The following is a 24,204-nucleotide window of genomic DNA, read 5'->3' on the forward strand; positions in this document are numbered from 1 at the left end:
GATCATCCCCTCGCTTCGAAGCGACGGAGGGGTGAAAACGGCGAAGGGGCGCCCCGCCTTATCAGCGGGGACACCCCTCCGTCAGGCCTTCGGCCTACCACTCCATCAGCAAGGGGAGGATTCTCAGTCTCTTACCACCAAACCTTCGGACGCGCCGTGAAGTCCGCGCGCTGCTCGAGCGCGAGGCCGGCGTTGAGCACGCCCTGTTCGTCGAACGGCTTGCCGATGATCTGCAGGCCGAGCGGCAGACCCGCGGAATCCAGACCACCCGGCACGCTCATCGCGGGCACGCCGGCGAGGCTCGCCGGCACGGTGAATACGTCGTTGAGGTACATCGCCAGCGGGTCGACCTTCTCGCCCAGCCCGAATGCCGCGCTCGGCGCGGTCGGGGTGAGCAGCAGGTCGCACTGGCTCCAGGCATTGTCGAAGTCGCGCGCGATCAGCGTGCGGACCTTCTGCGCCTGGGTGTAATAGGCGTCGTAGAAGCCTGCCGAAAGCACATAGGTGCCGATCAGGATGCGGCGCTTGACCTCGTCCCCGAAGCCGGCGGCGCGGGTGGCAGCGTACATTTCCTGCAGGTTCTGGCCCTCGGCCAGCTCGCGCAGGCCGTAGCGCACACCGTCATAGCGGGCGAGGTTCGAGGAAGCCTCGGCCGGGGCGATGATGTAATAGGCCGGCAGCGCGTACTTGGTGTGCGGCAGGCTGACCTCGACGATCTCGGCGCCCGCATCCTTCAGCCAGGCGATGCCCTGCTGCCACAGCGCCTCGATCTCGGCCGGGGTGCCGTCCATCCGGTACTCGGCCGGGATGCCGACGCGCTTGCCGCGCAGATCGGCGGAGAGACCCGCCTCCCACTTCGGCACGGCCATGTCGAGCGAGGTCGAATCCCTGGGATCGAACCCAGCCATCGCCTCGAGCATAATCGCACAGTCGCGCACGTCGTGCGCCATCGGGCCCGGCTGGTCGAGCGAGGAGGCGAACGCCACCACGCCCCAGCGCGAGCAGCGGCCATAGGTCGGCTTGATGCCCGAAATACCGGTGAACGCGGCGGGCTGGCGGATCGAGCCGCCGGTGTCCGTGCCGGTCGCCGCCGGGCAGAGCCGCGCGGCAATCGCCGCCGAGCTGCCGCCGGAGGAACCGCCGGGCGCGAGCGGCGTGGTGTCGCCTTCGCCCCGCCGCCACGGCGAGATGACATTGCCGAAATAGCTGGTCTCGTTCGACGAGCCCATCGCGAACTGGTCGAGGTTGAGCTTGCCGAGCATGCCGGCGCCAGCGCCCCACAGCTTGTGCGAGACGGTCGACTCATATTCCGGCTTGAAGCCTTCGAGGATGTGGCTGGCGGCGGTGGTCTGCACGCCCTTGGTGGCGAACAGGTCCTTCATGCCGATCGGCACGCCGGCCAGCGGCTTGAGCGTCTCGCCCGCGGCGCGCGCCTTGTCAGCCGCGTCGGCGGCGGCGAGCGCGTGCTCCGGGGTCTTGACGATGAACGCGTTGAGCGCGTCGGCACCGGCCACGGCGGTGTTGAACGCCTCAGCCACTTCGCGCGCGGAGAAGTCGCCGTCGCGCACGCCGTTGCGGATGGCGGCGACGCCCAGATCGGTCAGCGCGCTCATTCCACCACCTTCGGAACCGTGAAGAAACCATGTTCACCCTGGGGCGCGTTCGCCAGCACTGCGTCGCGCTGGTTGCCATCCGTGATCACGTCGGCGCGCAGGCGCAGCGTGTTGGGCATCACGGCAGTCATCGGCGCGACATCCTTCGTGTCGACTTCGCCGAGCTGCTCGATCCAGCCCAGGATGTTGTTGAGTTCGGGCGCCAGGCGCTCGGCGTCGGCGTCACTGATCGCGATACGCGCCAGATTCGCCACTTTCTTCACGGTTGCGGTGTCTACGGACATGATCTGCGCCTAACAGCCGAGCCCCGCCCCTTCAAGCACCCGCATCATGCATCGGCACTTGCGGTTGCATCCTTCGCACGCGACACTGACAGGAACGCGATTGCGTCGCCGTCCGTTTATGCTGCATTGCACAATGGAGAGGCCGATTGGCCCGAAAGTTTCTTTATGCGGTTGCGATCCTGATCATGCTCGGCGTTGCTTCCATGTTCGCCTATCGGCTCTACGGCATCCAGCTGATGCGCCAGTTCCTGGTGCCTGGCGGCGACGCGGCGGACCTGCCACCGGTCTCGCCGCGCGATTATGGCCGCGCCGAAATGTGGATCGCACGGCCGGACAAGCCGGGCAATCCCGCCCTGTGGGCGCCATCGGGGCAGGCGCCGGGCGCCAACCCGCGCGCCGCGCTGTTCTTCATCCACCCCACCTCGTTCCTCGATACCAAGCAGTGGAACGCCCCGCTCGACAATCCGGATGCCAATGCGCGCGCCGAGCTGTTCCTGCGCGGGCAGGCGAGCGCGTTCAACGCCAGCGCCGCGATCTGGGCGCCGCGCTACCGGCAGGCGACCTTCGGCGCGTTCCTGACGAACAAGGCGCAGGCGCAGAAGGCGCTCGATCTCGCCTATCGTGACGTGGCAGCAGCCTTTGACGAGTTCCTGCACGAAGCCGGCGACCGACCGATCCTCCTCGCCGGACACAGCCAGGGGGCGTTGCACCTTTCCCGCCTGCTGGCGGAGCGAATCGCGGGCACAGCCGTCGAGAGGCGGATCGTCGCGGCCTATGTCGTCGGCTGGCCGGTCTCGCTTACCGCAGACCTGCCCAGGATGGGCCTGCCCGCCTGCGCCGGGCCGGATCAGGCTGGCTGCATCCTTTCCTGGCAGAGCTTCGCCGAGCCGGCCGATCCGGCGCTGATCGTCGACACCTTCGATGCAACCGCCGGCTTCACCGGCGCGCCGCGCGCCGGCACGAGGATGCTCTGCACCAACCCGATCACGGGCAAGCCGAACGACTCGGCCCCTGCCAGCGCCAATCTCGGCACGCTGATCCCGGACCTGAACCTGCAATCGGCACATCTGGAACCGGGGCGTGTACCGGCGCGGTGCGACGGGCGCGGCATCCTGACGATCGGCGCCGCCCCGTCGGACTTCGGCCAATATGTGCTGCCGGGGAACAACTATCACGTGTTCGACTACAGCCTGTTCTGGGCCAATGTCCGCGCGGACGCGGCGCGCCGGCTCGCCGCCTTCCAGAAGCGCGCCGGCTGACCGCGATCAGGCGAGGACGGGCGTACGAACCCGGCCTGCGGCGATCGCGGCACGGGCGAGCGTGTCGGCGGCGACATGCGGCGGCACATCCTCCGCCTCGGCATAGTCGAGCACCGCGGCCAGCCTGGCACCCGTGGCTTCGACACGCATCGTCACCTCCTCGGGCGCCCAGCCGAGATATTCTCCGGCGACGTTGATGATTCCGCCCGCGTTCACGACATAATCCGGCGCATAGAGAATACCGCGCTGGGCTAGCCGCGCACCGTCCGCCGGAGTCGCCAGCTGGTTGTTCGCGGCGCCGCAAACCACGCGCGCCCGCAGTGCCTCGATCGATTCGGCGTGCAGAACGGCACCGAGCGCGCACGGCGCGAAAATATCCGCCTGTGCCGCCAGCACCTGGCTGGTCGAGGCAACCTCCGCGCCGGTCGCCGCCGCAACGCACGCCGCCCGATCAGAGTCGATATCGGCGACGATCAACCGCGCCCCCGAGCCATGCAGCAGATGCGCCAGTGCCTCGCCGACATGGCCGACGCCCTGAATCGCGACCGTGCATTCGCTGAGTTCGCGCCCCAGCCCACGCCGCGCCGCGTGCGCCATCGACACGAACACCCCGAGCGCGGTGTGCGGCGACGGATCGCCACCGGGACGGCCCGCCAGCTGCGGCAGCCCAGCGACGTGGCGCGTCTCGCCCGCCACCACTTCCATGTCGGCGACACTCGTCCCCACATCCTCGGCGGTGACATAGCGTCCGTTCAGCCGGGCGACCGCACGGCCAAACGCGCGGAACAGCGCAACGCGATCGAAATCGCCCTGCGGCCGGCGGAGCACCGCCTTCGCGCCGCCAAGCGGCAGGCCGGCCATCGCGTTCTTGTAGCTCATGCCTTCGGCCAGCCGGGCGGCATCGGCAAAGGCGGCGTCGCCATCGGCATAGTGCCACAGCCGGCAGCCCCCCGCGCCCGGCCCGAGCACCGTCGAATGGATCGCGATCACGCCGTCCAGGCCCGCCCCCGCATCCTTCAGCACCACGACTTCGTCGACCAGGCTATCGTCTTGCACCTGCAACACCATCTTGAACGCTCCGTTTTTTTTCGATGCGGACAATCTGGCAGGCACGGGCGGGAGATGCTTGCCCCAATCGGGGCCGGCGCGATCAATTTCGGGTGATATTATTCGATTTTTATACCATACCGGGATGATATGACCGAGCTTGACGCATATGAACGAAAGATTCTCCGGGAATTGCAGGGCGACGCCAGCCTCACCACCGCCGAGCTGGCGGATCGGATCGGTCTGTCGCCATCGCCTTGCTGGCGCCGGGTCGACCGGCTGGAACGCGAAGGCGTGATCCGCAAGCGGGTGGCGCTGATCGATCGGCGACAGGTCGGGCTCAACGCACAGGTCTTCGCCCAGGTGAAACTGAACGCCCATGGCCGCGCCAATCTCGACGAGTTCAGCGCCGCGATCCGCGGGTTCCCGGAGGTGCTGGATGCCTATGTGCTGATGGGCACCATGGATTTCATGCTGCGGATCGTGGCGCAGGACATCGACGCCTATGAGCGCTTCTTCTTCGAGAAGCTGAGCAAATTACCCGGCGTGCAGGAAATCAACTCGACGGTGGCCCTGTCCGAGATCAAATCGACGACCGAATTGCCGATCTGACTCTCGCCCCCCGCCACAGACCGACGTATAGCCGCAGGCGTGATTACCACGACCCCCAGCGACTTCCGCGCCGCGCTTCCGCAAGGCGGCCGCCTGATCGGCCTCGACGTCGGCACCAAGACGATCGGCACCGCGCTGTGCGATGCGGGTTGGAGCTTCGCGAGCCCGGCGCTGCTGATCCGCCGCGCGAAATTCACCAAGGACAAGGCTGCCCTGGCCGAGCTGATCGCCGCCCAGCAGGTGTGCGGCATGGTGATCGGGCTTCCGCTCAACCTCGACGGCACGGACAGCCCCCGCACCCAATCGACCCGCGCTTTTGCGCGCAACTGCGAGGACATGGGCCTGCCGATCCTGATGTGGGACGAGCGTTGGTCCACCGTGGCGGTGGAGCGGACGCTGATCGAACAGGATGCCAGCCGTGCCAAACGGGCAGAACTGATCGACAAGATGGCCGCCGCCTACATTCTTCAAGGTGCCATTGATGGCTTGGTAAACGCCTGAGTTTTTCTTTCATAACCCTGCCGGCGGACACGATCGGTTTACCCTGATCGAGCTAGATTGCCCGCAATCAGGTGGGGAATTCGGAAGATGCTGTCGATTCTGACGAACACGGGGGCGGCTGACGCGGTACGCGCGCTCAATGCCGCCTCGGCAGAGGTGCAGGCCCACCAGCAGCGGATAGCGACCGGCAAGCGCATCAACAGCACCAAGGACGACAGCGCCGACTATGTCAGCGCCCAGCAATTGCGCAGCGATGCCGATGTGCGCCGTGCGATCGGCGCCAGCATGGCGCGCGCCGGTTCCGCGCTCGACATCGCCAATGCCGGCGCCGAGCAGATCAGCACGATCCTGAACAGCATCCGCGAAAAGGCCCTGAACCTGAGCGGTAGTGACGCCGGCTCCCAAAAGGCGCTATCGGGCGATCTGAAGGCACTCGTCGATCAGATCGATACGATCGCGAAGAGCGCCAGTTTCAACGGCGTCAATCTCCTCACCGGCCGCCCGGCGACGGTAACGACGACCACCACCGCCACGACGATGTCGCCCTCCACCTCTGCGCCGCCTCCGCTGCCGATGATGGCGGCGCTGCCCCCGGGTTCGACGCTTACCGCCAACGGCAGCGGCAGCACGCTGCAGACCCTTACCAGCGACGATCCAACACCCGGCGCAGCCGATCCCGAAATGGCAGCCAAGGCGCTCGGTGCGCTACCGGAAAATGGCAGCATCAGCTACGCCGTGTCGGGCGGCGGCCAGGCCGGCCGCATGGACATTGCATTCCAGGCCTTCGGCACCGGCGACGTGATGGAGGTCTGGCAGAACGGTGCGCGGATCGCCGCGACCGGGCAAGGCTATGCCGCGGGCGGCGGTGCGGTGTCGGCCGGCAAAGCGGTGAGCGGCCAGAGCATCGTCAGCTTCGAGTATGATCCCGCCAAGGGCGACCTGCTCTTCCGCTTCAACCCCGACGGCGCCGATGCGGGCAGCGCATGGGCGGTAACCGGCGTGGCACTCAACGATCCCGGCGCGCCCATCGCCAGCGTCTCGACAAGTTCGAGCAGCACGCAGGCACAGGGCGCCGTGCCGTTCAACTATGACGTGATGACCGGCGTGAATGGCGAGAAGATCAGCATCGGCTCGCGCGACCTGTCGAGCACCGGCCTGGGGCTGAACGCGCTCGACTGGCTCGGCGCGCTCACCGGGGCGCTGGGCGCGGTCGATGGCGCAAAGGGCCGCGTGAGCGAAGCGCTCAGCCATTTCGGCAGCAAGGCGCGATCCTTCGACATTGCCGGCCTGTTCAACACCAAGCTCGGCGATGTGCTCGATGCCGCCGTCGGCAATATCGTCGATGCCGATCTCGGGATGGAATCGGCCAAGCTCCAATCGGCACAGATAAAGCAGCAACTCGCCGCCACGGCGCTTTCGATCGCCAACAACCAGCCGAAGATCCTGCTCTCGCTGTTCGACAAGAAGGCGGCTTGAAGCACGGGCGGCGGAGTCGCGGCCTTGCGCCCGGCCCGCCCCCGCTCTAGGCGGCGGCTTTAATGCACACGTCCGATCATCGCCCCGGTGCCCAGATACAGGGCAGCGCCGTTTTCCCGCACCGGCACCTCACCGGCATTTCGGGACTCCAGCCCCATGAGATCATGTTCCTGCTCGACGAAGCGGAACAATGGGTCGACGCCAATCGCAGCCGCGCCAAGAGCGACAAGCGGCTGGAGGGCCTCACCCAGATCAACGCCTTTTTCGAAAACTCGACGCGCACGCTCTTGTCGTTCGAGATCGCGGGCAAGCGGCTGGGCGCCGACGTCGTCAACATGCACGCGGCGCAGAGCAGCGTGAAGAAGGGCGAGACGCTGATCGATACCGCGGTGACGCTCAACGCGATGCGCGCCGACGTGATCGTAATCCGCCACGCCAGCTCGGGCGCGGTGCGGCTGATCGCCGACAAGGTCGATTGCCCGGTGCTCAACGCCGGCGACGGCTGGCACGAGCACCCCACCCAGGCGCTGCTCGACGCCCTCACCATCCGCCGCCGCCGCGGCCAGGTGGCAGGTCAACGGGTGGTGATCTGCGGCGACATCCTCCACAGCCGCGTCGCCCGATCGAACATCCTCGCCCTCACCGCGCTCGCTGCGGAGGTGCGCGTGGTCGCCCCTTCGACGCTGATGCCGCCAGCGATGGACCGGATGTTCGTCACCCCCTTCACCGATTTCGACGCCGCGCTGGAAGGCGCCGACGTGGTGATGATGCTCCGCGTCCAGAACGAGCGGATGGACGGCGGCTATATTCCTTCCACTCGCGAGTTCCACATGCGCTACGGCCTCACTCCCGAACGCCTCGCCCGGGCCAAGCCCGATGCGCTGGTGATGCATCCCGGCCCGATGAACCGCGGGGTCGAGATCGACTCGATCGTCGCCGATCATCCGGAGCGCAGCGCGATCACCGAACAGGTGGAAATGGGCGTGGCGGTCCGCATGGCCTGCCTCGACGTCCTCACAAGGCGATCGCGCGGCGTGGAGGGCTGGGCATGAGCAGCATCCTCTTCCGCAACGCGCAACTGGTCTGCCCCAAGGGCGGCGTCGAGCAGGGCGACCTGCTCGTCCAGGGCGACAGCATCGCCGCGGTCGGCCAGGTCGATGCGCCCGCCGATGCCGAGATCGTCGATGTCGCCGGCAAGGTGCTTGCCCCCGCGCTGATCGACCTCGGCGTGTTCGCGGTCGACAAGGGCGCCTGTCGCTTCGGTGGGATCGCGCGCGTCGGGCTGATGCCGGACCAGTCGCCGGTGCTCGACGATCCCGGCATCGTCCGCCGCGCCGCGGTATCGGGCAAGCCCGAGCTCTGGGTCCACCCCCTCGCCGCCGCGACGCGCGGGCTGGCGGGGACGGACCTCGCCGAGATCGCGATCAACGCCTCGGCCGGCGCCCGCGCCATCGCCACCGGGCGGCGCTGGATCGCCAATGCCGGCACGATGCGCAAGGCGCTGCTCTATGCGCGCGACCTGAACCTCACCGTCGTCGCCCATGCCGAGGATGGCGGGCTGGCCGACGGCACGGTCGCGACGGCCGGAGAGACCGCCGCGCGACTCGGCCTGCCCAGCGCACCGGCGATCGCCGAAGCCCTCGCCATCGCCCGCGACCTGATGCTGGCCGAGGAAACCGGCGCCAAGCTCCACTTCCGCCAGGTGACCACGGCGGCGGGCTTCGACCTGATCCGCGCCGCCAAGCGCCGCGGCGTCCACGTCACCTGCGGCATCACGCCGGCGCATCTGCTGCTGTCGGACATTGCGATCAGCGACTTCCGTACCTTCGCTCGCCTCTCCCCGCCCCTCCGCGACGAAAGCGATCGCCAGGCGGCGCTGGCCGCGGTGGCGGACGGCACGGTCGACGTGATCGCCTCGGGCCACGATCCCCGCGGGCCCGAGGCCAAGCGCCTGCCCTTCGCCGATGCCGAACCCGGCATGGCGGGGGCCGAGACGCTGCTCGCCCTGTCGCTGACGCTGGTGCGCGACGGCAAGATCGGCCTCGACAAGCTGTTCGCACTGCTCGCCGCCAACCCGGCGAAGATCCTCGGGCTGGAAAGCGGCGCGCTCGCACCCGGCCTGCCCGCTGACCTGATCGTGCTCGATCCGGAGACGCCCTGGGTGATCGATGCGCGCAAGATGAACGCGCGCGCCGGCAATACCCCATTCGATCGCCTGCCGACGCAAGGCCGGGTGCTGCGGCTCTATAAGGGCGGCGCGCTGGTCTGAGCGGTCAGCGCGCGGCGACGCGGGTAGCTGGCTTATACCAGTCGGCAACCGTGTCGCCCGCCGCCATGCGCACGAAACAGGTGGTGCCGCCGGCCTTCACCGCGCGGCACAGCGCATCCGCATCACCCCGCGCAAAGCCACCGACCGAAAGCCGGTACAGACGCGCCCCGCCATTGGCGAACACAGCGCTGTGCGGCACCTGCTGCGCCAGCGCGGAAACCCGGGCACGCAGCCGCTGCCACGCATCCCGGGCAACCGCTGCAGTGTCGAATGCGCCAAGCTGCACGACATACGGCCCGGCAACCATAGGCGCCGCCACCGCCTTGGGGGCTGGCATTCGCGGCTTTCTGCCAAGGAGCTGTGGCTGCACCGGAGCAGGCCGAAGCGGCAACGGAGCGGCAACGGCCGTCTCCGGCAGGGAAACGGGCGCGGGCGCCGCAGCCGGCGCCGTCTCTGCCAGCGTCACCTCCGGCGTGCGGGCCAGCGCCAATCCCGCCGGCAGGCCGGCATCCTGCACGGCTTGGGTACCGAGCAGCGCGGCAACCTGATCATGGGCGTGGGCCGGCCGCGCGAAGCTGGCCCATTCGGTAAGGCGTTCGTTCAGTTGATCGGGTGCGATATCCATCGCCGCGACGGCCTTCGCGTCGCCCCATCGGCCCGCCAGCGCGAGCGCCAGCGCGAGATTCTGCCGAAGCTTTGCCGTCGCACCAGCCTCCCGCGCGGCGGGCGCCAGAACATCGACCGCCGCTGCCGGATCGCCTGCCAGCGCAAGTGCCAATCCCAGGTCGCTCGGCCCGATCTTGCCGGCATGGTCGGTCAGCAGCGCGCGGGCGCTCCCGATCTCGCCCGTCGCGATGCGCGCCAATGCGAGGTTCAGCACCGTGCGCCCGTTCTGCTGCGGATCGAGTGCCAGCGAATCATCGAGCGCCTGCGCCGCAGCGGTAAAGCGCCCCGCCAGCAGATAGGCCTGGCCGAGCAAGGCACGATGGCCGGCATTCTGCGGATCCTTCGCGACAGCGGCTTCGGCATCGCGAATCGCCGCATCGGTCTTGCGCGCCTGCAACGCTTCGCGGGCGGACTGGGCGTCCGCGGCCGCCGCGCGGCCGTTGTCGGCATCGCCCGACGCCGCACCCATCGCGGACGCGGTACCCCCAAGCGCCGTCACGATCGCGAAGCCGATCGTCAGCATCCTGCGTGGTTTCATTCCGGTCCCCGTCCGTCCTCGGCGCATGGCAGCCCAAACGGCAGCATCTTCCCGGTATCGCACGATCGCAGATAAGAACCGGTTAACGCTGCCTCAGCGCAGCACCCACGCAGCGCGTGCGATACCCTGAGCATAGAGCAGCGCCTTCAGGTCGCCATGGTCGATCCGGGCGCCGGCAGCGGCCGCGACGATCGGTTTGGCATGATAGGCAACGCCAAGGCCGGCCTTGCGGATCATCGCCAGGTCGTTGGCGCCGTCGCCCACCGCCATGGTCTGTTCGGGGGCGAGGCCAAGCTCCGCCGTCGCGCCGAGCAGCGTCGCTTCCTTGGTCCCGCTGTCGACGATCGGCCTGGCCACGGCACCGGTGAGCACCCCGTCCTCAATCTCCAGCACGTTGGCGATACGGCGGTCGAAGCCGATTTGGGTACCGACCGGCTCGGCGAAGCGGGTGAAGCCGCCCGAGACGAGGATGGTATGGGCGCCGCGCGCGCGCATCGTCTTCACCAGCACCTCGGCACCGGGCATCAGCCGCACGCGCTCTTCGAGACACTGGTCGATCGCGGTCTCGGACAGACCCTTGAGCAGCGCCACGCGGGCATCCAGCGCCTCGGCGAAGTCCAGCTCGCCGCGCATCGCCCGCTCGGTCACTTCGGCGATCTGCGGCTTGATGCCGGCATAGTCGGCCAGTTCGTCGATGCACTCGACCGTGATCATCGTCGAATCCATGTCGGCGACGAGCAGCTTCTTCTCCCGGTTCGCCTCCACCTGCACGATCACATCGGCGCCGGCGAACGCGCCTTCCAGCACCGCGCGCGCCGCATCGGGCTTCGCCCCAAAGGGCAGGTCCGCCGCGACGCCTTCATCCAGCCAGCGCCAGGCGCCGGGTTCGCATCCAGCCGCCGCGAGGCGATCGGCCGCCGCGTCCAGCTGCCCTGACGAAAGACCTTCTGCTATCAGCGTCGCAATGAACATGATTTCCCCTGGGCTACCGCGCGTGGCGCTCATTGCAGGGCCGACGGCCAGCGGCAAGTCCGCGCTGGCGCTGGCGCTGGCCGAAAAGCATCGCGGCACCGTGATCAACGCGGATTCGATGCAGGTCTATGCCGATCTCCGCATCCTTACCGCACGCCCCTCGCTCGAGGAGCAAGCCCGCGCACCCCACCGCCTGTTCGGCCATATCGACGGGGCCGAGGCCTGTTCGGCCGCACGCTGGGCTGCCGAAGCGCGCGCGGCGATTGCCGAGGCCCATGCCGCGGATCGCCTTCCGATCCTGGTCGGTGGCACCGGCCTCTATCTGCGTACCCTGATTGACGGCATCGCGCCGGTGCCGGAGATCGATCCGGCGATCCGCGCCGAGGTTCGCGCCCTGCCTGTCGCCGAAGCCCATGCGGCGCTCGCCCTCGCCGATCCCGCCGCCGCGGCTCGGCTGAACGCGGGCGATACCACGCGCATCGCCCGCGCGCTGGAAGTCGTCCGCGCCACCGGGCGCACGCTCGCCGCGTGGCAGGATCGCCGCGAAGGCGGCATCGGCGAAAGCATCCACCTTGCGGCGTTGATCCTGCTGCCAGACCGCGACTGGCTGAACGCGCGGATCGATCGGCGCTTTGCCTTCATGGTCGCCACGGGCCGTGAGGAGGTGCGGACACTGCGCGCCCGCACGGACGTACCGGCGGACGCCCCCGTCCTGCGTGCGATCGGAGTCGAAGAGATCGGCAAGGTTCTTGCCAGCCAATGGAGCGAAGAAACGGCGGTCGCGGCCGGCGCCCTGGCGACGCGGCAATATGCCAAGCGGCAATATACCTGGTTCCGCCGCCAGCCCCCCGCGGGATGGGAGACAGCAACAGAGACAGATATGTGCGTCAATCTATCACAAATTGAAAGGAAGTTATTTCTTTAGGGGTTGACCTATCATATTCGTGCAGCTAGCAGCGCATCTCCGGCGGGTTGCTCCCGCACTGTACCCCATTTTTCGAACGCGTGGAGGCAAAGGTGACCGAGAAGAGCGGCGCAGACATCCTGATCGAGGCTTTGACCGACCTCGGGGTGGAAGTCGTGTTCGGCTATCCCGGCGGTGCCGTGCTCCCGATCTACGACGCCCTGTTCAAGCAGGACCGGATCAAGCACATCCTGGTTCGCCACGAACAGGCTGCGACGCACGCCGCCGAAGGCTATGCCCGCTCGACCGGCAAGCCGGGCGTCGTCCTGGTCACCTCGGGTCCGGGCGCGACCAACGCGATCACCGGCATCACCGATGCGCTGCTCGATTCGATCCCGATGGTCGTCATCACCGGGCAGGTGCCGACGACGCTGATCGGCACCGATGCGTTCCAGGAGGCGGACACGGTCGGCATCACCCGCCACTGCACCAAGCATAATTACCTGGTGAAGCGGCCGGAACTGCTCGGCGCGACGGTCCATGAGGCGTTCCACATCGCCACCTCGGGCCGTCCGGGCCCTGTCGTGATCGACATTCCCAAGGACGTGCAGGTCGCCACCGCGCGGTACGAAACGCCGGGTCCGATCCAGCACAAGACCTATCGCCCGCAGGTCGAGCCCGACGCGGCGAAGATCCAGGAAGCGGTCGACATGCTCGCGGCGGCGGAACGTCCCGTCTTCTATACCGGCGGCGGCGTCATCAATTCGGGGCCGGAAGCCACGCGGCTGCTGCGCGAATTGGCGGCGCTCACCGGCGCGCCGGTCACCTCTACGCTGATGGGCCTGGGCGCCCTGCCCGCCTCGTCGGAGCAGTGGCTTGGCATGCTGGGCATGCACGGCACCTATGAAGCCAATCTGGCGATGAACCAGGCGGACCTGATCATCGCGGTCGGCGCGCGCTTCGACGATCGCGTCACCGGCCGGCTGGATGCCTTCGCGCCGAACAGCCGCAAGGTGCACATCGATATCGACCGTTCGAGCGTTAACAAGAATGTCCGCGTCGACCTGCCGATCATCGCCGATTGCGCCCGCGCGCTCGACGCGATGGTCGAGAGCTGGAAGTCGCGCGGCCATCCCAAGCCCGATCTCGCCGAATGGTGGAGCCGCATCCAGGGCTGGCGCGCCCGCCGCTGCCTGGACTTCCCGGAAGGCGGCGAGACGATCATGCCGCAGCGGGCGATCCGTGCGCTCTATCAGGCGACCAAGCATCGCGCCCCGATCATCACCACCGAAGTGGGCCAGCACCAGATGTGGGCAGCCCAGCATTTCGGCTTCGAAGCGCCGAACAAGTGGCTGACCAGCGGCGGCCTGGGCACGATGGGCTATGGCCTGCCGGCGGCGATCGGCGCGCAGCTGGGCAATCCCGACGCGCTTGTCATTGATATCGCCGGCGAAGCTTCGATCCAGATGAACATCCAGGAACTTGCGACCGCTACGCAATATCGGCTGCCGGTGAAGATCTTCATCCTCAACAACGAATATATGGGCATGGTCCGGCAGTGGCAGGAGCTGACTTACCAGTCGCGCTACTCGGAAAGCTATTCGGATGCACTGCCCGACTTCGTGAAGCTGGCCGAGGCCTATGGCTGGAAGGGCATCCGCATCGAGAATCGCGGGCAGCTGGAGGACGGCATCCAGGCGATGCTGGACCATGACGGCCCGGTGCTGGTCGATTGCCGCGTCGCGAAGCTGGCCAATTGCTTCCCGATGATCCCGAGCGGCGCGGCGCATACCGAGATGCTGCTCCAGGCGAGCGAAGTCTCCGGCGAGATGGACGACGAGGCCAAGGCGCTGGTTTGACCGGATTTTGGATCCTCCCCGTGCGGGCAGGATCGAAGGGGTAGAAATGCACATCAAGGAAGAAGCCATCGAGCGCCACACGCTGGCGGTCATCGTCGATAACGAGCCCGGCATCCTCGCGCGGATCGCGGGCCTGTTCACCGCGCGCGGCTACAATATCTCGTCGCTCACCGTGTCGGAGATCAGCGACGACGATCTGATCAGCCGGATCACCATCGTCACCTTCGCCTCGGCAGCGGTGATGGAACAGATCATCGCCCAGCTCGAGCGGCTGGTGCCGGTCCACAAGGTGGTCGATCTCACCACCAAGGGCGAGCATGTCGAGCGCGAGCTGGCGCTGGTGAAGGTCGCCGGCACCGGCGATCATCGGATCGAGGCACTGCGCCTCGCCGAAGTCTATCGCGCGCGGGTGGTCGATGCCACCATCTCCAGCTTCGTGTTCGAGGTGACCGGCACGATCGACAAGATCGACAAGTTCGTCGAGCTGATGCGCGAAGTGGGGCTGGTCGAAGTCGCCCGCACCGGCATCGTCGCGATCTCGCGCGGTCGCGAAGCAGCCTGAATTTTACCGCGCATCCGCGCACCGCTATTTGAAAGGGAAGAATACCACCATGCGTGTCTATTACGATCGCGACGCCGATCTGAACCTGATCACCGACAAGAAGATCGCCATCCTCGGCTATGGCAGCCAGGGCCATGCGCACGCGCAGAACCTGCGCGATTCGGGCGTGAAGGACGTCGCGATCGCGCTGCGCCCGGGTTCCGCTTCGGCCGCCAAGGCGGAAGCGGCGGGCTTCAAGGTGCTGCCGAACAAGGAAGCGGCCGCCTGGGCCGACATCCTGATGATCCTCGCGCCCGACGAGCACCAGGCCGCGATCTGGGAGGCCGATCTCAAGGGTAACATGAAGCCGGGTTCGGCGCTCGCCTTCGCGCACGGCCTCAACGTGCATTTCGGCCTGATCGAGCCGCCGGCGGACATCGACGTGATCATGATCGCGCCCAAGGGCCCGGGCCACACCGTGCGCAGCGAATATGTCCGCGGCGGCGGCGTCCCCTGCCTGATCGCGATCCACCAGGACGCGTCGGGCAACGCGCATGACGTGGCGCTGGCCTATGCGTCGGGCGTCGGCGGCGGCCGCTCGGGCATCATCGAGACCAACTTCCGCGAAGAGTGCGAGACCGATCTGTTCGGCGAGCAGGCCGTGCTGTGCGGCGGCGCGACCGCGCTGGTCCAGGCCGGCTTCGAGACGCTGGTCGAGGCGGGCTATGCCCCCGAAATGGCCTATTTCGAGTGCCTGCACGAACTCAAGCTGATCGTCGACCTGATGTATGAAGGCGGCATCGCCAACATGCGCTACTCGATCTCGAACACCGCCGAATATGGCGACATCAAGACCGGCCCGCGCATCATCACCGAAGAGACCAAGAAGGAAATGAAGCGCGTGCTGGCGGACATCCAGTCGGGCCGCTTCGTCAAGGACTTCGTGCTCGACAACCGCGCCGGCCAGCCCGAGCTGAAGGCCAGCCGCATCGCCGCCAAGCGCCACCAGATCGAGCAGGTCGGCAGCGAGCTGCGCGCGATGATGCCGTGGATCGGCGCGAACAAGCTGGTCGATCAATCGAAGAACTGATCACAAGCGGAAACACTCGGTTGCCGGCTGCGCACTAGCTTTGCGCGGCCGGCGGCCGCATACGGGCATGACGCAACCACCCAAGGGGATTTGTCATGCGCGCTCTTATCGCTCTCGCTCTTTTCGCGACCGCTCCGGTCGCTTTCGCCCAGGAACTGCCCGGCCAGGCCGACGCGTCGCGCGTTCCCGCCGGTACCTATGTCGTCGATACCGGCCACACCCAGGTCGACTTCACCGTCAATCACTTCGGCTTCAGCCAGTTCACCGGCCAGGTGGGCGGCACCACCGGCTCGCTGACGATCGACCCGGCCAACCCGAACGACGCCAAGCTGGACATCACCATCCCGACCAGCGGCATCGTCACCACCGTCGCGGCGCTCGACAAGCACCTCGCCTCGCCGGACTTCTTCGATTCCGCCAAGTATCCGACGATCCGCTTCGTCTCGACCAAGGTCGTCGTCAGCGGCACCAAGGCGCAGGTCACCGGCGACCTGACCCTCCACGGGGTCACCAAGCCGGTCACGCTCGACACCACGCTGGTCGGCGCCGGCACCAACCCGATGATGAAGAAGCTGAACTTCGGCTTCGAGGCGACCAGCACGATCAAGCGCAGCGACTTCGGCATGGACAAATATGTGCCCTTCGTCTCGGACGAAGTGAAGCTGCACATCAACGCCGCCTTCTCGGCGAAGTAATCCGCACGCCCGTCATCCCGGCGGAAGCCGGGACCCATTCGCCACGCGGCCGCGGCTCGATCCGGACACGGCAGGCCAATGGACCCCGGCTTTCGCCGGGGTGACGCGTCTGGGAGCAGCCCATCTCTACCAACTAAACCCTTGGTCTAGTTGTCTCCGCCTCCTGCCTGCGCCAGCACGGACGCAGGCGGGAGGATGGACATGCTGGATCAGGAAGGCCGTGACGGCGCAAAGCGAGTCGAGGCATTTTCGGATGGCGTGATCGCCATCATCGTCACCATCATGGTGCTGGAACTGCACGCACCGGAGGCAGCGGGCCTCGGCGCGCTGGCGGCGCAGTGGCCGACCTTCCTCGCCTATGCCCTCAGCTATGCCTATGTCGCGATCTACTGGGTGAACCACCACCGGCTGTTCCAGTTCGCCACCCGCGCCGGCAACGCGCTGCTCTGGTCGAACATCGTGCTGCTGTTCGCGCTCTCGCTGGTGCCCTTCGCCACCGCCACGCTCGGCGAACAGCATTTCAGCCGCGAAGCCACCCTGCTCTACATGCTGGTGATGTTGCTCCCCAGCTTCGCCTATAACTGGCTGCAACGCGTGATCCGTCGCACCGGCGCGCAAGGGGCCACCGCGCAGGCCTATCATCGTCGCACGCTGCGCAAGGGGACCGTCGCCTGCCTGCTCTACCTCGGTGGCCTCGCGGTCGCGATCGTCTCCCCGGCGGCGGGCCTGGGCTGCGCCGCCCTGGTCGCCTTGCTCTGGTGCCTCGCCGACGGCCCGCTCGATCGCCTGTTCGAACGCTGATCCCTGCGGCTTGCGCCGCTCGCCACTTTGCTGTTTCTGCAGTCCGATCCGCCACCGGGCGGCGAAAGGACAGACCGACCATGCACGATCATCACGATGGCCCTGAAGACGGTGACATCGTCGCCCCCGCGCCGAAGATTCCCGTGCCCGAGCACGTTGCGGAAGCGATCCGCACGCTGATCCGCTGGACCGGCGACGATCCCGATCGCGAAGGGCTGCTGGATACGCCGCAGCGCGTCGCCCGCGCCTGGAAGGAATATTGCGCCGGCTATGGCGAGGATCCGTCGCACCATCTGTCGCGCGTGTTCGAGGAAGTCGGCGGCTATGACGAGATCGTGCTCTTGAAGGACATTCCCTTCCAGTCACATTGCGAGCACCACATGGCACCGATTACCGGCAAGGCATCGATCGCCTATCTGCCCAGGAATCATGTTGTCGGCATTTCGAAACTCGCCCGCGTCCTCCATGCCTTCGCCCGACGCCTGCAGGTGCAGGAACGGCTCACGGCGGAAGTGGCCGACTGCATCTGGAACAATCTCCACCCGCAAGGGGTCGCCGTGGTGATCGAGGCCCAGCATGGCTGCATGACCGCGCGCGGCGTGCGCACCCCCGGGGTCGGCATGGTCACCAGCCGGATGATGGGCGTGTTCCGCGACGACGAACGCAGCCGGGCCGAAGTGCTCAAGCTGATGGGTTATTGATGCCGGGGCGAGTGCTGGTCACCGGTGGCGCGCGGCGGATCGGCGCGGCAATCAGCCGGGTCCTGGCCGCACGCGGCTGGTCGGTGGCGATCCATCACCATCACTCGCCCGACGAAGCAGAAAGGTTCGCCGCTGATCTCCGCGGAACCGGCGCGACGATCGCGGTCGTCTCCGGCGAGCTTGCCGATCCCGCCGTCCCTGCCGCGCTGGTCGATGCCTGCCGCAGCGCCTTCGGCGGCCCGCTCGACGCGGTGGTCAACAACGCGTCGCTGTTCGCCTATGATCAGGCCCCGATCACCGATTACGCGCTGCTCGACCGCCACATGCATGTGAACCTCGCCGCGCCCGTGGGACTCGCCATGGCCCTCGCCGGCCAAGCGGATCTTGCGGAGGGGGCCGTGGTGAACCTGCTCGATCAGAAGGTCGGCAATCTGAACCCCGATTTCTTCAGCTACACCTGCTCGAAACTGGCGCTGCAGGGCGCGACACATATGCTCGCCCAGAAGCTGGCGCCACGGGTACGGGTCAACGCGGTGTCGCCCGGACTCACCCTCCCCAGCCTCGACCAGACCGAAGAGGAATTCGCCCGCACCGGCACACAGAACCTGCTGCGCCGTGCCGTCGATCCCGGCGACATCGCCACCACGATCGTGCATCTGCTCGAAGGGCGCAGCATCACCGGGCAGAACATCTATGTCGATTGTGGACAGCATTTCGTCACGCGCGACAGCGATGTGATGTTCGAAGGACGCGAGCACCGCCCCGATGCCTGACTATGTGATCCATCTCGAAGCGCTCGAAGTCACCATGGGGCTCGGTATCCACCCGCACGAACGCGCCGCGCCGCAACGGGTGCGGATCGACGTGGCGATGACCTGCCGCTATCCCGCCGCGCCCGAAGACCGGATCGACGCAGTGGTCGATTACGACTTCCTTCGCGAGGGCATCCACACCCTCGCTCGCTCCCGCCATTTCGAGTTGCAGGAAGTGTTGTGCGAACAGGTGGCCGCGCTGGCGCTCCGCGACCCCCGCGTCGTGGAAGTGCGCGTCCGCTCCGCCAAGCAGGATGTCTACCCCGACGCTCGTGTCGGCTGCGAAATTATCCGTAATCGTACGACTAGACTGCAATAATCGCGATTCGTACCGCCACGGTACGGCCAGCCCCGCTATAATCTAGCAAGGCCTGTATCAAACGACCGGCGAGGGGAGCCGTGCGCCTGCCACCAGAGGATCGTGGATGTCGATTGCAAGTTTCGTTCGAAATAGCGCGCTGGCTATGATGGCCATCCTGCTCGCGGGGGGAATGCTCGCCGCCTGGCGGCTGGATCGTATCCGCATGGGCGGCGAGGTGCAGTTGCACCAGCAGGTCAATGCGGACCTGATCGCCGACATCCTTCCGCCGCCCGAATATATCATCGAGCCCTTTCTGGAAGCGACGCTGATCGCCCGCAACCCGGAGACCCTGGGCACGCGTGAGGAACAGCTGAAGGCGCTCGAGAAGCTCTACAACGAACGCAATCGATATTGGCAGACCGCGCCGATCAACGACGCGCTTCGCGCCCAGCTGCTGCGGCAGGCACACCCCGCCGCACAGGCATTCTGGCAGGAGCTAGATCAGGACTTCCTGCCCGCCGTGCGCAAGGGCGATCGCGCCGCGATCGATGCGAGCTATGCGAAGCTGGCCCAGCGCTATGCCGACCATCGCGCCGCCATCGACAAGCTGGTAGCGATGACCCGCGCCGAGCAGGCAACGATCGAATCCAGCGGCACTTCCGAATTCTATCTCGCGATCGGGATCGTCGTGGTGCTCGGGCTGATCGTGGCCGGACAGGCGGCGCATTTCTACATCACCATGTATCGCCGCGTGCTCGAACCCGTCGGCACCCTGTCCGCGCTCACCGATCGGCTGGCGCGGGGCGAAGTGGCGACGATCCCCTATCAGGACCGTGTCGACGAAATGGGCCGCATCGCCTGCGGCCTGGAGCATTATCGCGCCGCTGCCGCCGCGCAGAGCGACGCCGATGCCCGCAAGCTCGCCGAACAGCGCGACGTTACCGAAGTGCTCGGCAACGGCCTGCTGGCGCTGCGCGAGGGCGATCTGAGCCGCACCATCGATCGCTGCTTCCCGGCCGAATATGAAGTGCTGCGGCAGAACATCAACGAAGCCATCGCATCGCTGCGCGCGCGTGTGCAGCTGGTCAGCGAAAGCGCGGAGAACATCCGCACGTCGTCCAGCGAAATTGCCCATGGCTCCGAAGACCTGGCGCACCGCACCGAAAAGAGCGCAGCCAACCTCGCCCAGGCGACCCAGGCGCTCGAGAAGATCGAAGAGCGCCTGCGCGCCACGATGATCGCCGCAGACAATACGGTGAAGCGTGCCGGCGAGGCCACCACGGCCCTTCGTGATGGCCGCGGCACCACCGCCCGCGCGGTGCAGGCGATGGACCGCGCCAGCGGCAGCGCCCGGAACATCGATGGCGTGATCGAAGGGCTGGACAAGATCGCCTTCCAGACTCGCGTGCTCGCGATGAATGCCGCGGTCGAGGCCGGCCGCGCCGGCGAAGCGGGCCGCGGCTTCATGGTCGTTGCCGATCTCGTCGCCGCACTCGCGCTGCGTGCCGAGGATCAGGCCAAGCAGGCCCGCGACATGCTGAGCGAAACCCAGGCAGACATCATCCAGGCCGCCGACGCGGTACACGATACCGATACCGCGCTAGATACGATTTCGGGCGATGTGGAAGCGGTGCACGATCTGATCGCCGCGATCGATCACGACAATCACGCCCAGTCGGCCGCGGTGACGCAGGTCGCGACGGCGATGAAGGCGATGGATCTGGTGACGCAGCAGAATGCGGCGATGGTCGAGGAAACCTCGGCGGCGATCCGCAACCTCTCCGGCGAAGTCAGCGCGCTCGCCCAGCGCGCCGCGGCCTTCCGCTTCGATCGTGCTGCCAGCGCCCGCGCCGCCGCCGCCGCGACCGCCGAACGCGAACTTTCTACCGTTCACTAAGGCAGTGCGCGGCCCCTGCCGGGAAATGGCAGGGGCCGCGTCGGGTTCAGGCCCGGTTGGCGGCGCTCAGCACCGCGCGCACCGAGGCGGTGGCGATATCGGCATCGATGCCGACGCCGAAAACGGTACGCCCATCCTCGGTCCGGCATTCGACATAGGCTGCCGCCTGGGCGTCCGCGCCGCCGCCGATGGCGTGTTCGCTATAATCGACCACGTCGAGCCGCGGCCCGGTCGAGCCCGCCAGCGCATCGACAACCCCCGAAATCAGCCCGTTGCCGCGCCCCGAAATCGAGCGGCTGTCGCCATCGATGGAAATACGGCCGACAAAGACGCGGCTGCCCGCGCTCCCGCTTTCCTCATAATCGACCAGCGCGATCCGATCCTTCTCGCCCGGCAGATAGACGCGTTCGAACAGCGCCCAGATATCGGCAGCGTTGAGTTCGCGGCTGGTTTCGTCGGCGAGCCCCTGGACGTGCTTGGAGAACTCGGCCTGCATCCGCTTGGGCAGCTTGAGGCCCTTGTCCTGCTCGAGCACCCAGGCGACACCGCCCTTGCCCGATTGCGAGTTGACGCGGATCACCGCTTCGTAATCGCGGCCGAGATCCTTGGGGTCGATCGGCAGATAGGGCACGTCCCACAGCTGATCGTTGCGCGCCGCCTGCGAAGCGAAGCCCTTCTTGATCGCATCCTGGTGGCTGCCCGAAAAGGCGGTGAACACCAGGTCGCCGGCATAGGGATGCCGCGGATGGACGGGGAGCTGGTTGCAATACTCCACCGTCTGGATCACCTCGTCGATGTTCGAGAAATCGAGGCCGGGGTTCAGCCCTTGCGTGTACATGTTGAGCGCCAGCGTCACGAGATCGACATTGCCGGTGCGCTCGCCATTGCCGAACAGGCAGCCTTCGACGCGATCGGCACCCGCCAGCAGGCCGAGTTCGGACGCTGCGACGCCGGTGCCGCGGTCGTTATGCGTATGCAGGCTGATGACGACGCTGTCGCGGTTACGGATGTTGCGGCAGAACCATTCGATCTGGTCGGCATAGACGTTGGGCGTCGCCGCCTCCACCGTTGCCGGCAGGTTGAGGATCAGTGGGCGCTCCGGCGTCGGGCGCAGGATGTCCATCACCGCCTCGCAGACCTCGACCGAGAAATCGAGTTCGGCGGTGGAGAAGGTCTCCGGGCTATATTCGAAATGCCAGTCGGTATCGGGCTGCTTGGCGGCCTCGTCACGCAGCACCTTGGCGCCCTCGATGGCGATCTGGCGCACTTCGTCGCGGCTCATGTTGAACACGATGCGGCGCCAAGCGGGCGATACCGCATTGTAGAGATGGACGATCGCCTGCTTGGCGCCTTTCAGCGACTGGAAGCTGGTCTCGATCAGGTCGCGGCGCGACTGGGTGAGCACCTGGATGATCACGTCATCCGGCACCTTGTCCTCGCGCACCAGGCCGGAGATGAAGTCGAACTCGGTGGCGCCGGCGCTGGGGAAACCAACCTCGATCTCCTTCACGCCAACCTTGAGCAGCAATTCGAAGAAGCGGGTCTTCTTCTCGCCGTCCATCGGATCGATCAGCGCCTGGTTGCCGTCGCGCATATCGGTGGAAAGCCAGCGCGGTGCCTTGGTGATCGTCCGGCTGGGCCATTGCCGGTCGGGCAGGTCCACCTGCGGGAAGGGACGATATTTTACGCTCGGGTCGCGCAACATGGGGCGTGTCTCTCTCAATAAGGTCAGGCCGCGCCTAGCGCAGCCGAGATGCGTTCGGGAAGTCCGGTTTGCCCTTAGGGGAGACGCGCAGGTGCGAGATCGGCCCCTAAGGGCGGATAAGTCGCAGATCGATGGGCGCCAGCATCTTCATGGTGCGCTTCGTGCCGCAATTTACGCCATTTGTCCAGACGGTCGGCCGCATGAGTGTTGCTTCGATGCACCACCGCACCGCCACAAAAACGCAACTCATCGCCTTCCTGTCATGTCCCGGCTGGACAGAATGCCCTTCCCGCGATCAAAGGGGGTGGAGGGACGTGCATAACCGCACGAACCGCAGTACATCGTTGCGCGCGACCAGGGGAGGATGCCTCATCGATCCCGAGGCGCTGACGAAGCAATAGCCCCGAAAAGGGGCACGAACAGGAGTAAGACATCATGGCCGAGACCAAAGCACGCGGTGGCATTGCCAAGCCGGTTACCCCTTCGCCCGAACTGGCGAAGATCGTCGGTACTGCCGATCTGCCGCGCAGCGAGATCGTCAGCAAGGTTTGGGAATATATCAAGAAGCACAACCTGCAGAATCCGGCCAACAAGCGCGAGATCCTGGCAGACGACACGCTGAAGCCGATCTTCGGTGGCGACAAGGCGACCATGTTCGAAATGAACAAGCACCTCGCCAAGCACGTCAAGTAAGGCCTTCGTCGCCACAGCGACCGATGCAATACTGAAAAAATGGGGCGGGCATCCGGTGATGCCCGCCCCATTTGTTTTGGGTATCAGGTGCAGATTGCCGTCAATGCGCTAGCACCAGCGGCACCGGGCAGTGCGCGAGCATCCGCCGCGTGACGCCGCCAAACGCCGCTTCCAGAAAGCGGCTATGGCCAAAGCCGCCCATCACCAGATACGAGGCCTTCAGCGCGGCCAGCACTTCCAGGATCGTATCGCCGACATTCCGGCCCATCGGCACGATTCGAACCTCCGGCCGCATTCCGTGCCGGGATAGATATTCGGCCGCCGCCGAGGCGGGCACGCGCAGCGCGCCTTCGTCCACCACCAGAACGGTCACGGTACCGGCGTGCTTGACGAGCGGGATCGCCGCCTGCAGCGCCGCTTCGGCCACGCGCGAGCCATCCCATGCGACGACGGCGTGGCCATACAGGTCGAACCCCTTTGCCGATTGCGGCACGGCAACGATCGGCTTGCCGGTCTTGATGACGGCATCGCCCACCAGTTCGCGCATATCGGGATAGGCGCTGCTATCCAGTTCGCGGTTCAGCACCACAAGATCCGCCAGCGCGCTGGCATCCCGCACGCATTCGTGCGGCGATCCGGTCTGGTCGATCCATTCATATGGCAGGTCTTCCACCTTCAACCGCGCTTCCATGCGCGCGCGGTTCGCCGTTTCGCGGGTCTGCTCGTCCGCCAGCAGCGTCGCCGATACGCCGAAATCGGCATAATCGCCCATATAGGCAGGCACCATCGCCACATCGATGCAACGTAAATGCCCGTCCAGCCCGCGGGTAAGGTCTACGGCAGCCTGGAACCGCGCTTCCTGACCGGCGTCATCATGCATCAGAACGAGAACATTCTTCATGGTCGCCTCCATATATTCCGATTTTTACTTTCGGATATTCGGAAGGTTATTCTTAACCATCAGCGTG

24 protein-coding genes are annotated in these 24,204 nt (G+C 66.6%); 17 read left to right on the top strand and 7 right to left on the bottom strand.

Features of this window, described 5'->3' with window-relative positions; genetic code table 11:
• Window positions 1–131: 131 nt before the first annotated feature.
• Both gatA and gatC read right to left on the bottom strand, forming a co-directional pair.
• Window positions 132–1,613: an Asp-tRNA(Asn)/Glu-tRNA(Gln) amidotransferase subunit GatA gene (gatA, locus tag DD559_RS08785; RefSeq protein WP_116468837.1), complete on the bottom strand. Its 1,482-nt coding sequence runs from the start codon at window positions 1,611–1,613 to the stop codon at window positions 132–134.
• On the bottom strand, window positions 1,610–1,897 hold the full coding sequence (gene gatC / locus DD559_RS08790; RefSeq protein ID WP_116468838.1) for an Asp-tRNA(Asn)/Glu-tRNA(Gln) amidotransferase subunit GatC: 288 nt from the start codon (window positions 1,895–1,897) through the stop codon (window positions 1,610–1,612). Before gatC ends, gatA begins: the two co-directional genes overlap by 4 nt.
• A 146-nt stretch (window positions 1,898–2,043) precedes the next feature.
• Here gatC and DD559_RS08795 point away from each other — a divergent pair, with 146 nt between their 5' ends.
• A complete protein-coding gene (locus tag DD559_RS08795; protein ID WP_116468839.1) occupies window positions 2,044–3,156 on the top strand; it encodes a DUF3089 domain-containing protein in 1,113 nt (370 codons plus the stop codon).
• A gap of 6 nt (window positions 3,157–3,162) precedes the next feature.
• Here DD559_RS08795 and DD559_RS08800 read toward each other — a convergent pair whose 3' ends face one another.
• Complete coding sequence (locus DD559_RS08800; protein WP_116468840.1) at window positions 3,163–4,224, bottom strand: Leu/Phe/Val dehydrogenase; 1,062 nt, start codon at window positions 4,222–4,224, stop codon at window positions 3,163–3,165.
• Window positions 4,225–4,353: 129 nt separating this feature from the next.
• On the opposite strand from DD559_RS08800, the gene DD559_RS08805 reads away from it, so the two are divergent.
• From DD559_RS08805 to DD559_RS08825, 5 genes are all read left to right on the top strand, one after another.
• Window positions 4,354–4,815 (top strand): Lrp/AsnC family transcriptional regulator, encoded by a 462-nt coding sequence (locus tag DD559_RS08805; RefSeq protein WP_116468841.1) that lies wholly within the window; start codon window positions 4,354–4,356, stop codon window positions 4,813–4,815.
• A gap of 39 nt (window positions 4,816–4,854) precedes the next feature.
• A complete protein-coding gene (ruvX, locus tag DD559_RS08810) occupies window positions 4,855–5,316 on the top strand; it encodes a Holliday junction resolvase RuvX (protein WP_116468842.1) in 462 nt (153 codons plus the stop codon).
• Window positions 5,317–5,403: 87 nt separating this feature from the next.
• Window positions 5,404–6,792: a flagellin N-terminal helical domain-containing protein gene (locus DD559_RS20275; protein ID WP_116468843.1), complete on the top strand. Its 1,389-nt coding sequence runs from the start codon at window positions 5,404–5,406 to the stop codon at window positions 6,790–6,792.
• Window positions 6,793–6,854: 62 nt separating this feature from the next.
• Window positions 6,855–7,844 carry an aspartate carbamoyltransferase catalytic subunit gene (locus DD559_RS08820; protein ID WP_116468844.1) on the top strand — a complete coding sequence of 330 codons (990 nt, stop codon included), beginning with the start codon at window positions 6,855–6,857 and terminating at the stop codon, window positions 7,842–7,844.
• Window positions 7,841–9,061, top strand: coding sequence for a dihydroorotase (locus DD559_RS08825; protein WP_116468845.1), 1,221 nt, complete (start codon window positions 7,841–7,843; stop codon window positions 9,059–9,061). The genes DD559_RS08820 and DD559_RS08825 overlap by 4 nt, the downstream gene beginning before the upstream one ends.
• Before the next feature lie 4 nt (window positions 9,062–9,065).
• On the opposite strand, the gene DD559_RS08830 is transcribed toward DD559_RS08825, so the two are convergent.
• Together DD559_RS08830 and serB are read right to left on the bottom strand one after the other, a co-directional pair.
• On the bottom strand, window positions 9,066–10,265 hold the full coding sequence (locus tag DD559_RS08830) for an SPOR domain-containing protein (protein WP_116468846.1): 1,200 nt from the start codon (window positions 10,263–10,265) through the stop codon (window positions 9,066–9,068).
• A 93-nt stretch (window positions 10,266–10,358) separates the two neighbouring features.
• Entirely contained in the window at window positions 10,359–11,237 is an 879-nt protein-coding gene (gene serB / locus DD559_RS08835) for a phosphoserine phosphatase SerB (protein ID WP_116468847.1), read from the bottom strand.
• On the opposite strand from serB, the gene miaA reads away from it, so the two are divergent.
• The 10 genes from miaA to DD559_RS08885 all read left to right on the top strand — a co-directional run bounded on the left by miaA (window position 11,236) and on the right by DD559_RS08885 (window position 20,838).
• A complete protein-coding gene (gene miaA / locus DD559_RS08840) occupies window positions 11,236–12,162 on the top strand; it encodes a tRNA (adenosine(37)-N6)-dimethylallyltransferase MiaA (protein ID WP_438270419.1) in 927 nt (308 codons plus the stop codon). The two genes, serB and miaA, sit on opposite strands and share 2 nt — an antisense overlap.
• Window positions 12,163–12,254: 92 nt before the next feature.
• Window positions 12,255–14,000 (top strand): acetolactate synthase 3 large subunit, encoded by a 1,746-nt coding sequence (locus tag DD559_RS08845; RefSeq protein ID WP_116470814.1) that lies wholly within the window; start codon window positions 12,255–12,257, stop codon window positions 13,998–14,000.
• Window positions 14,001–14,046: 46 nt separating this feature from the next.
• Window positions 14,047–14,562 carry an acetolactate synthase small subunit gene (gene ilvN / locus DD559_RS08850; RefSeq protein ID WP_116468849.1) on the top strand — a complete coding sequence of 172 codons (516 nt, stop codon included), beginning with the start codon at window positions 14,047–14,049 and terminating at the stop codon, window positions 14,560–14,562.
• A gap of 49 nt (window positions 14,563–14,611) precedes the next feature.
• A complete protein-coding gene (gene ilvC, locus DD559_RS08855) occupies window positions 14,612–15,631 on the top strand; it encodes a ketol-acid reductoisomerase (protein WP_116468850.1) in 1,020 nt (339 codons plus the stop codon).
• A gap of 95 nt (window positions 15,632–15,726) precedes the next feature.
• Complete coding sequence (locus DD559_RS08860) at window positions 15,727–16,326, top strand: YceI family protein (RefSeq protein WP_116468851.1); 600 nt, start codon at window positions 15,727–15,729, stop codon at window positions 16,324–16,326.
• A 195-nt stretch (window positions 16,327–16,521) separates the two neighbouring features.
• Complete coding sequence (locus DD559_RS08865; protein ID WP_240610183.1) at window positions 16,522–17,127, top strand: TMEM175 family protein; 606 nt, start codon at window positions 16,522–16,524, stop codon at window positions 17,125–17,127.
• Window positions 17,128–17,207: 80 nt separating this feature from the next.
• Window positions 17,208–17,828: a GTP cyclohydrolase I FolE gene (folE, locus tag DD559_RS08870; RefSeq protein ID WP_116468853.1), complete on the top strand. Its 621-nt coding sequence runs from the start codon at window positions 17,208–17,210 to the stop codon at window positions 17,826–17,828.
• Window positions 17,828–18,601, top strand: a complete 774-nt coding sequence (locus DD559_RS08875) for an SDR family oxidoreductase (RefSeq protein WP_116468854.1) — start codon at window positions 17,828–17,830, stop codon at window positions 18,599–18,601. The genes folE and DD559_RS08875 overlap by 1 nt, the downstream gene beginning before the upstream one ends.
• Complete coding sequence (locus DD559_RS08880; protein WP_116468855.1) at window positions 18,594–18,959, top strand: dihydroneopterin aldolase; 366 nt, start codon at window positions 18,594–18,596, stop codon at window positions 18,957–18,959. Before DD559_RS08875 ends, DD559_RS08880 begins: the two co-directional genes overlap by 8 nt.
• A gap of 148 nt (window positions 18,960–19,107) precedes the next feature.
• Complete coding sequence (locus tag DD559_RS08885) at window positions 19,108–20,838, top strand: methyl-accepting chemotaxis protein (protein ID WP_240610184.1); 1,731 nt, start codon at window positions 19,108–19,110, stop codon at window positions 20,836–20,838.
• Window positions 20,839–20,884: 46 nt separating this feature from the next.
• Here the strand turns inward: DD559_RS08885 and leuA are convergent, their stop codons facing one another.
• Window positions 20,885–22,543, bottom strand: coding sequence for a 2-isopropylmalate synthase (gene leuA, locus DD559_RS08890; RefSeq protein WP_116468857.1), 1,659 nt, complete (start codon window positions 22,541–22,543; stop codon window positions 20,885–20,887).
• A 435-nt stretch (window positions 22,544–22,978) separates the two neighbouring features.
• On the opposite strand from leuA, the gene DD559_RS08895 reads away from it, so the two are divergent.
• Complete coding sequence (locus tag DD559_RS08895) at window positions 22,979–23,236, top strand: SWIB/MDM2 domain-containing protein (RefSeq protein WP_116468858.1); 258 nt, start codon at window positions 22,979–22,981, stop codon at window positions 23,234–23,236.
• Window positions 23,237–23,336: 100 nt separating this feature from the next.
• Here DD559_RS08895 and DD559_RS08900 read toward each other — a convergent pair whose 3' ends face one another.
• A complete protein-coding gene (locus DD559_RS08900; protein WP_165831061.1) occupies window positions 23,337–24,137 on the bottom strand; it encodes a universal stress protein in 801 nt (266 codons plus the stop codon).
• Window positions 24,138–24,204 lie beyond the last annotated feature (67 nt).

It is taken from the genome of Sphingomonas pokkalii, assembly GCF_003096275.1.
Taxonomy (GTDB): Bacteria; Pseudomonadota; Alphaproteobacteria; order Sphingomonadales; family Sphingomonadaceae; genus Sphingomonas; species Sphingomonas pokkalii.

Excerpts from the sequence above, each read along its gene's own strand:
- gatC (WP_116468838.1), bottom strand. The coding sequence starts at position 1,897 with ATGTCCGTAGACACCGCAACCGTGAAGAAAGTGGCGAATCTGGCGCGT.
- serB (WP_116468847.1), bottom strand. The coding sequence starts at position 11,237 with ATGTTCATTGCGACGCTGATAGCAGAAGGTCTTTCGTCAGGGCAGCTG.
- DD559_RS08805 (WP_116468841.1), top strand. The coding sequence starts at position 4,354 with ATGACCGAGCTTGACGCATATGAACGAAAGATTCTCCGGGAATTGCAG.
- DD559_RS08865 (WP_240610183.1), top strand. The coding sequence starts at position 16,522 with ATGGACATGCTGGATCAGGAAGGCCGTGACGGCGCAAAGCGAGTCGAG.
- DD559_RS08825 (WP_116468845.1), top strand. The coding sequence starts at position 7,841 with ATGAGCAGCATCCTCTTCCGCAACGCGCAACTGGTCTGCCCCAAGGGC.
- folE (WP_116468853.1), top strand. The coding sequence starts at position 17,208 with ATGCACGATCATCACGATGGCCCTGAAGACGGTGACATCGTCGCCCCC.
- ilvN (WP_116468849.1), top strand. The coding sequence starts at position 14,047 with ATGCACATCAAGGAAGAAGCCATCGAGCGCCACACGCTGGCGGTCATC.
- DD559_RS08895 (WP_116468858.1), top strand. The coding sequence starts at position 22,979 with ATGGCCGAGACCAAAGCACGCGGTGGCATTGCCAAGCCGGTTACCCCT.
- DD559_RS08860 (WP_116468851.1), top strand. The coding sequence starts at position 15,727 with ATGCGCGCTCTTATCGCTCTCGCTCTTTTCGCGACCGCTCCGGTCGCT.
- ilvC (WP_116468850.1), top strand. The coding sequence starts at position 14,612 with ATGCGTGTCTATTACGATCGCGACGCCGATCTGAACCTGATCACCGAC.
- DD559_RS08820 (WP_116468844.1), top strand. The coding sequence starts at position 6,855 with ATGCACACGTCCGATCATCGCCCCGGTGCCCAGATACAGGGCAGCGCC.
- gatA (WP_116468837.1), bottom strand. The coding sequence starts at position 1,613 with ATGAGCGCGCTGACCGATCTGGGCGTCGCCGCCATCCGCAACGGCGTG.
- DD559_RS08830 (WP_116468846.1), bottom strand. The coding sequence starts at position 10,265 with ATGAAACCACGCAGGATGCTGACGATCGGCTTCGCGATCGTGACGGCG.
- DD559_RS08900 (WP_165831061.1), bottom strand. The coding sequence starts at position 24,137 with ATGAAGAATGTTCTCGTTCTGATGCATGATGACGCCGGTCAGGAAGCG.
- DD559_RS08880 (WP_116468855.1), top strand. The coding sequence starts at position 18,594 with ATGCCTGACTATGTGATCCATCTCGAAGCGCTCGAAGTCACCATGGGG.
- DD559_RS08875 (WP_116468854.1), top strand. The coding sequence starts at position 17,828 with ATGCCGGGGCGAGTGCTGGTCACCGGTGGCGCGCGGCGGATCGGCGCG.
- miaA (WP_438270419.1), top strand. The coding sequence starts at position 11,236 with ATGATTTCCCCTGGGCTACCGCGCGTGGCGCTCATTGCAGGGCCGACG.
- DD559_RS08885 (WP_240610184.1), top strand. The coding sequence starts at position 19,108 with ATGGCCATCCTGCTCGCGGGGGGAATGCTCGCCGCCTGGCGGCTGGAT.
- DD559_RS20275 (WP_116468843.1), top strand. The coding sequence starts at position 5,404 with ATGCTGTCGATTCTGACGAACACGGGGGCGGCTGACGCGGTACGCGCG.
- leuA (WP_116468857.1), bottom strand. The coding sequence starts at position 22,543 with ATGTTGCGCGACCCGAGCGTAAAATATCGTCCCTTCCCGCAGGTGGAC.
- DD559_RS08800 (WP_116468840.1), bottom strand. The coding sequence starts at position 4,224 with ATGGTGTTGCAGGTGCAAGACGATAGCCTGGTCGACGAAGTCGTGGTG.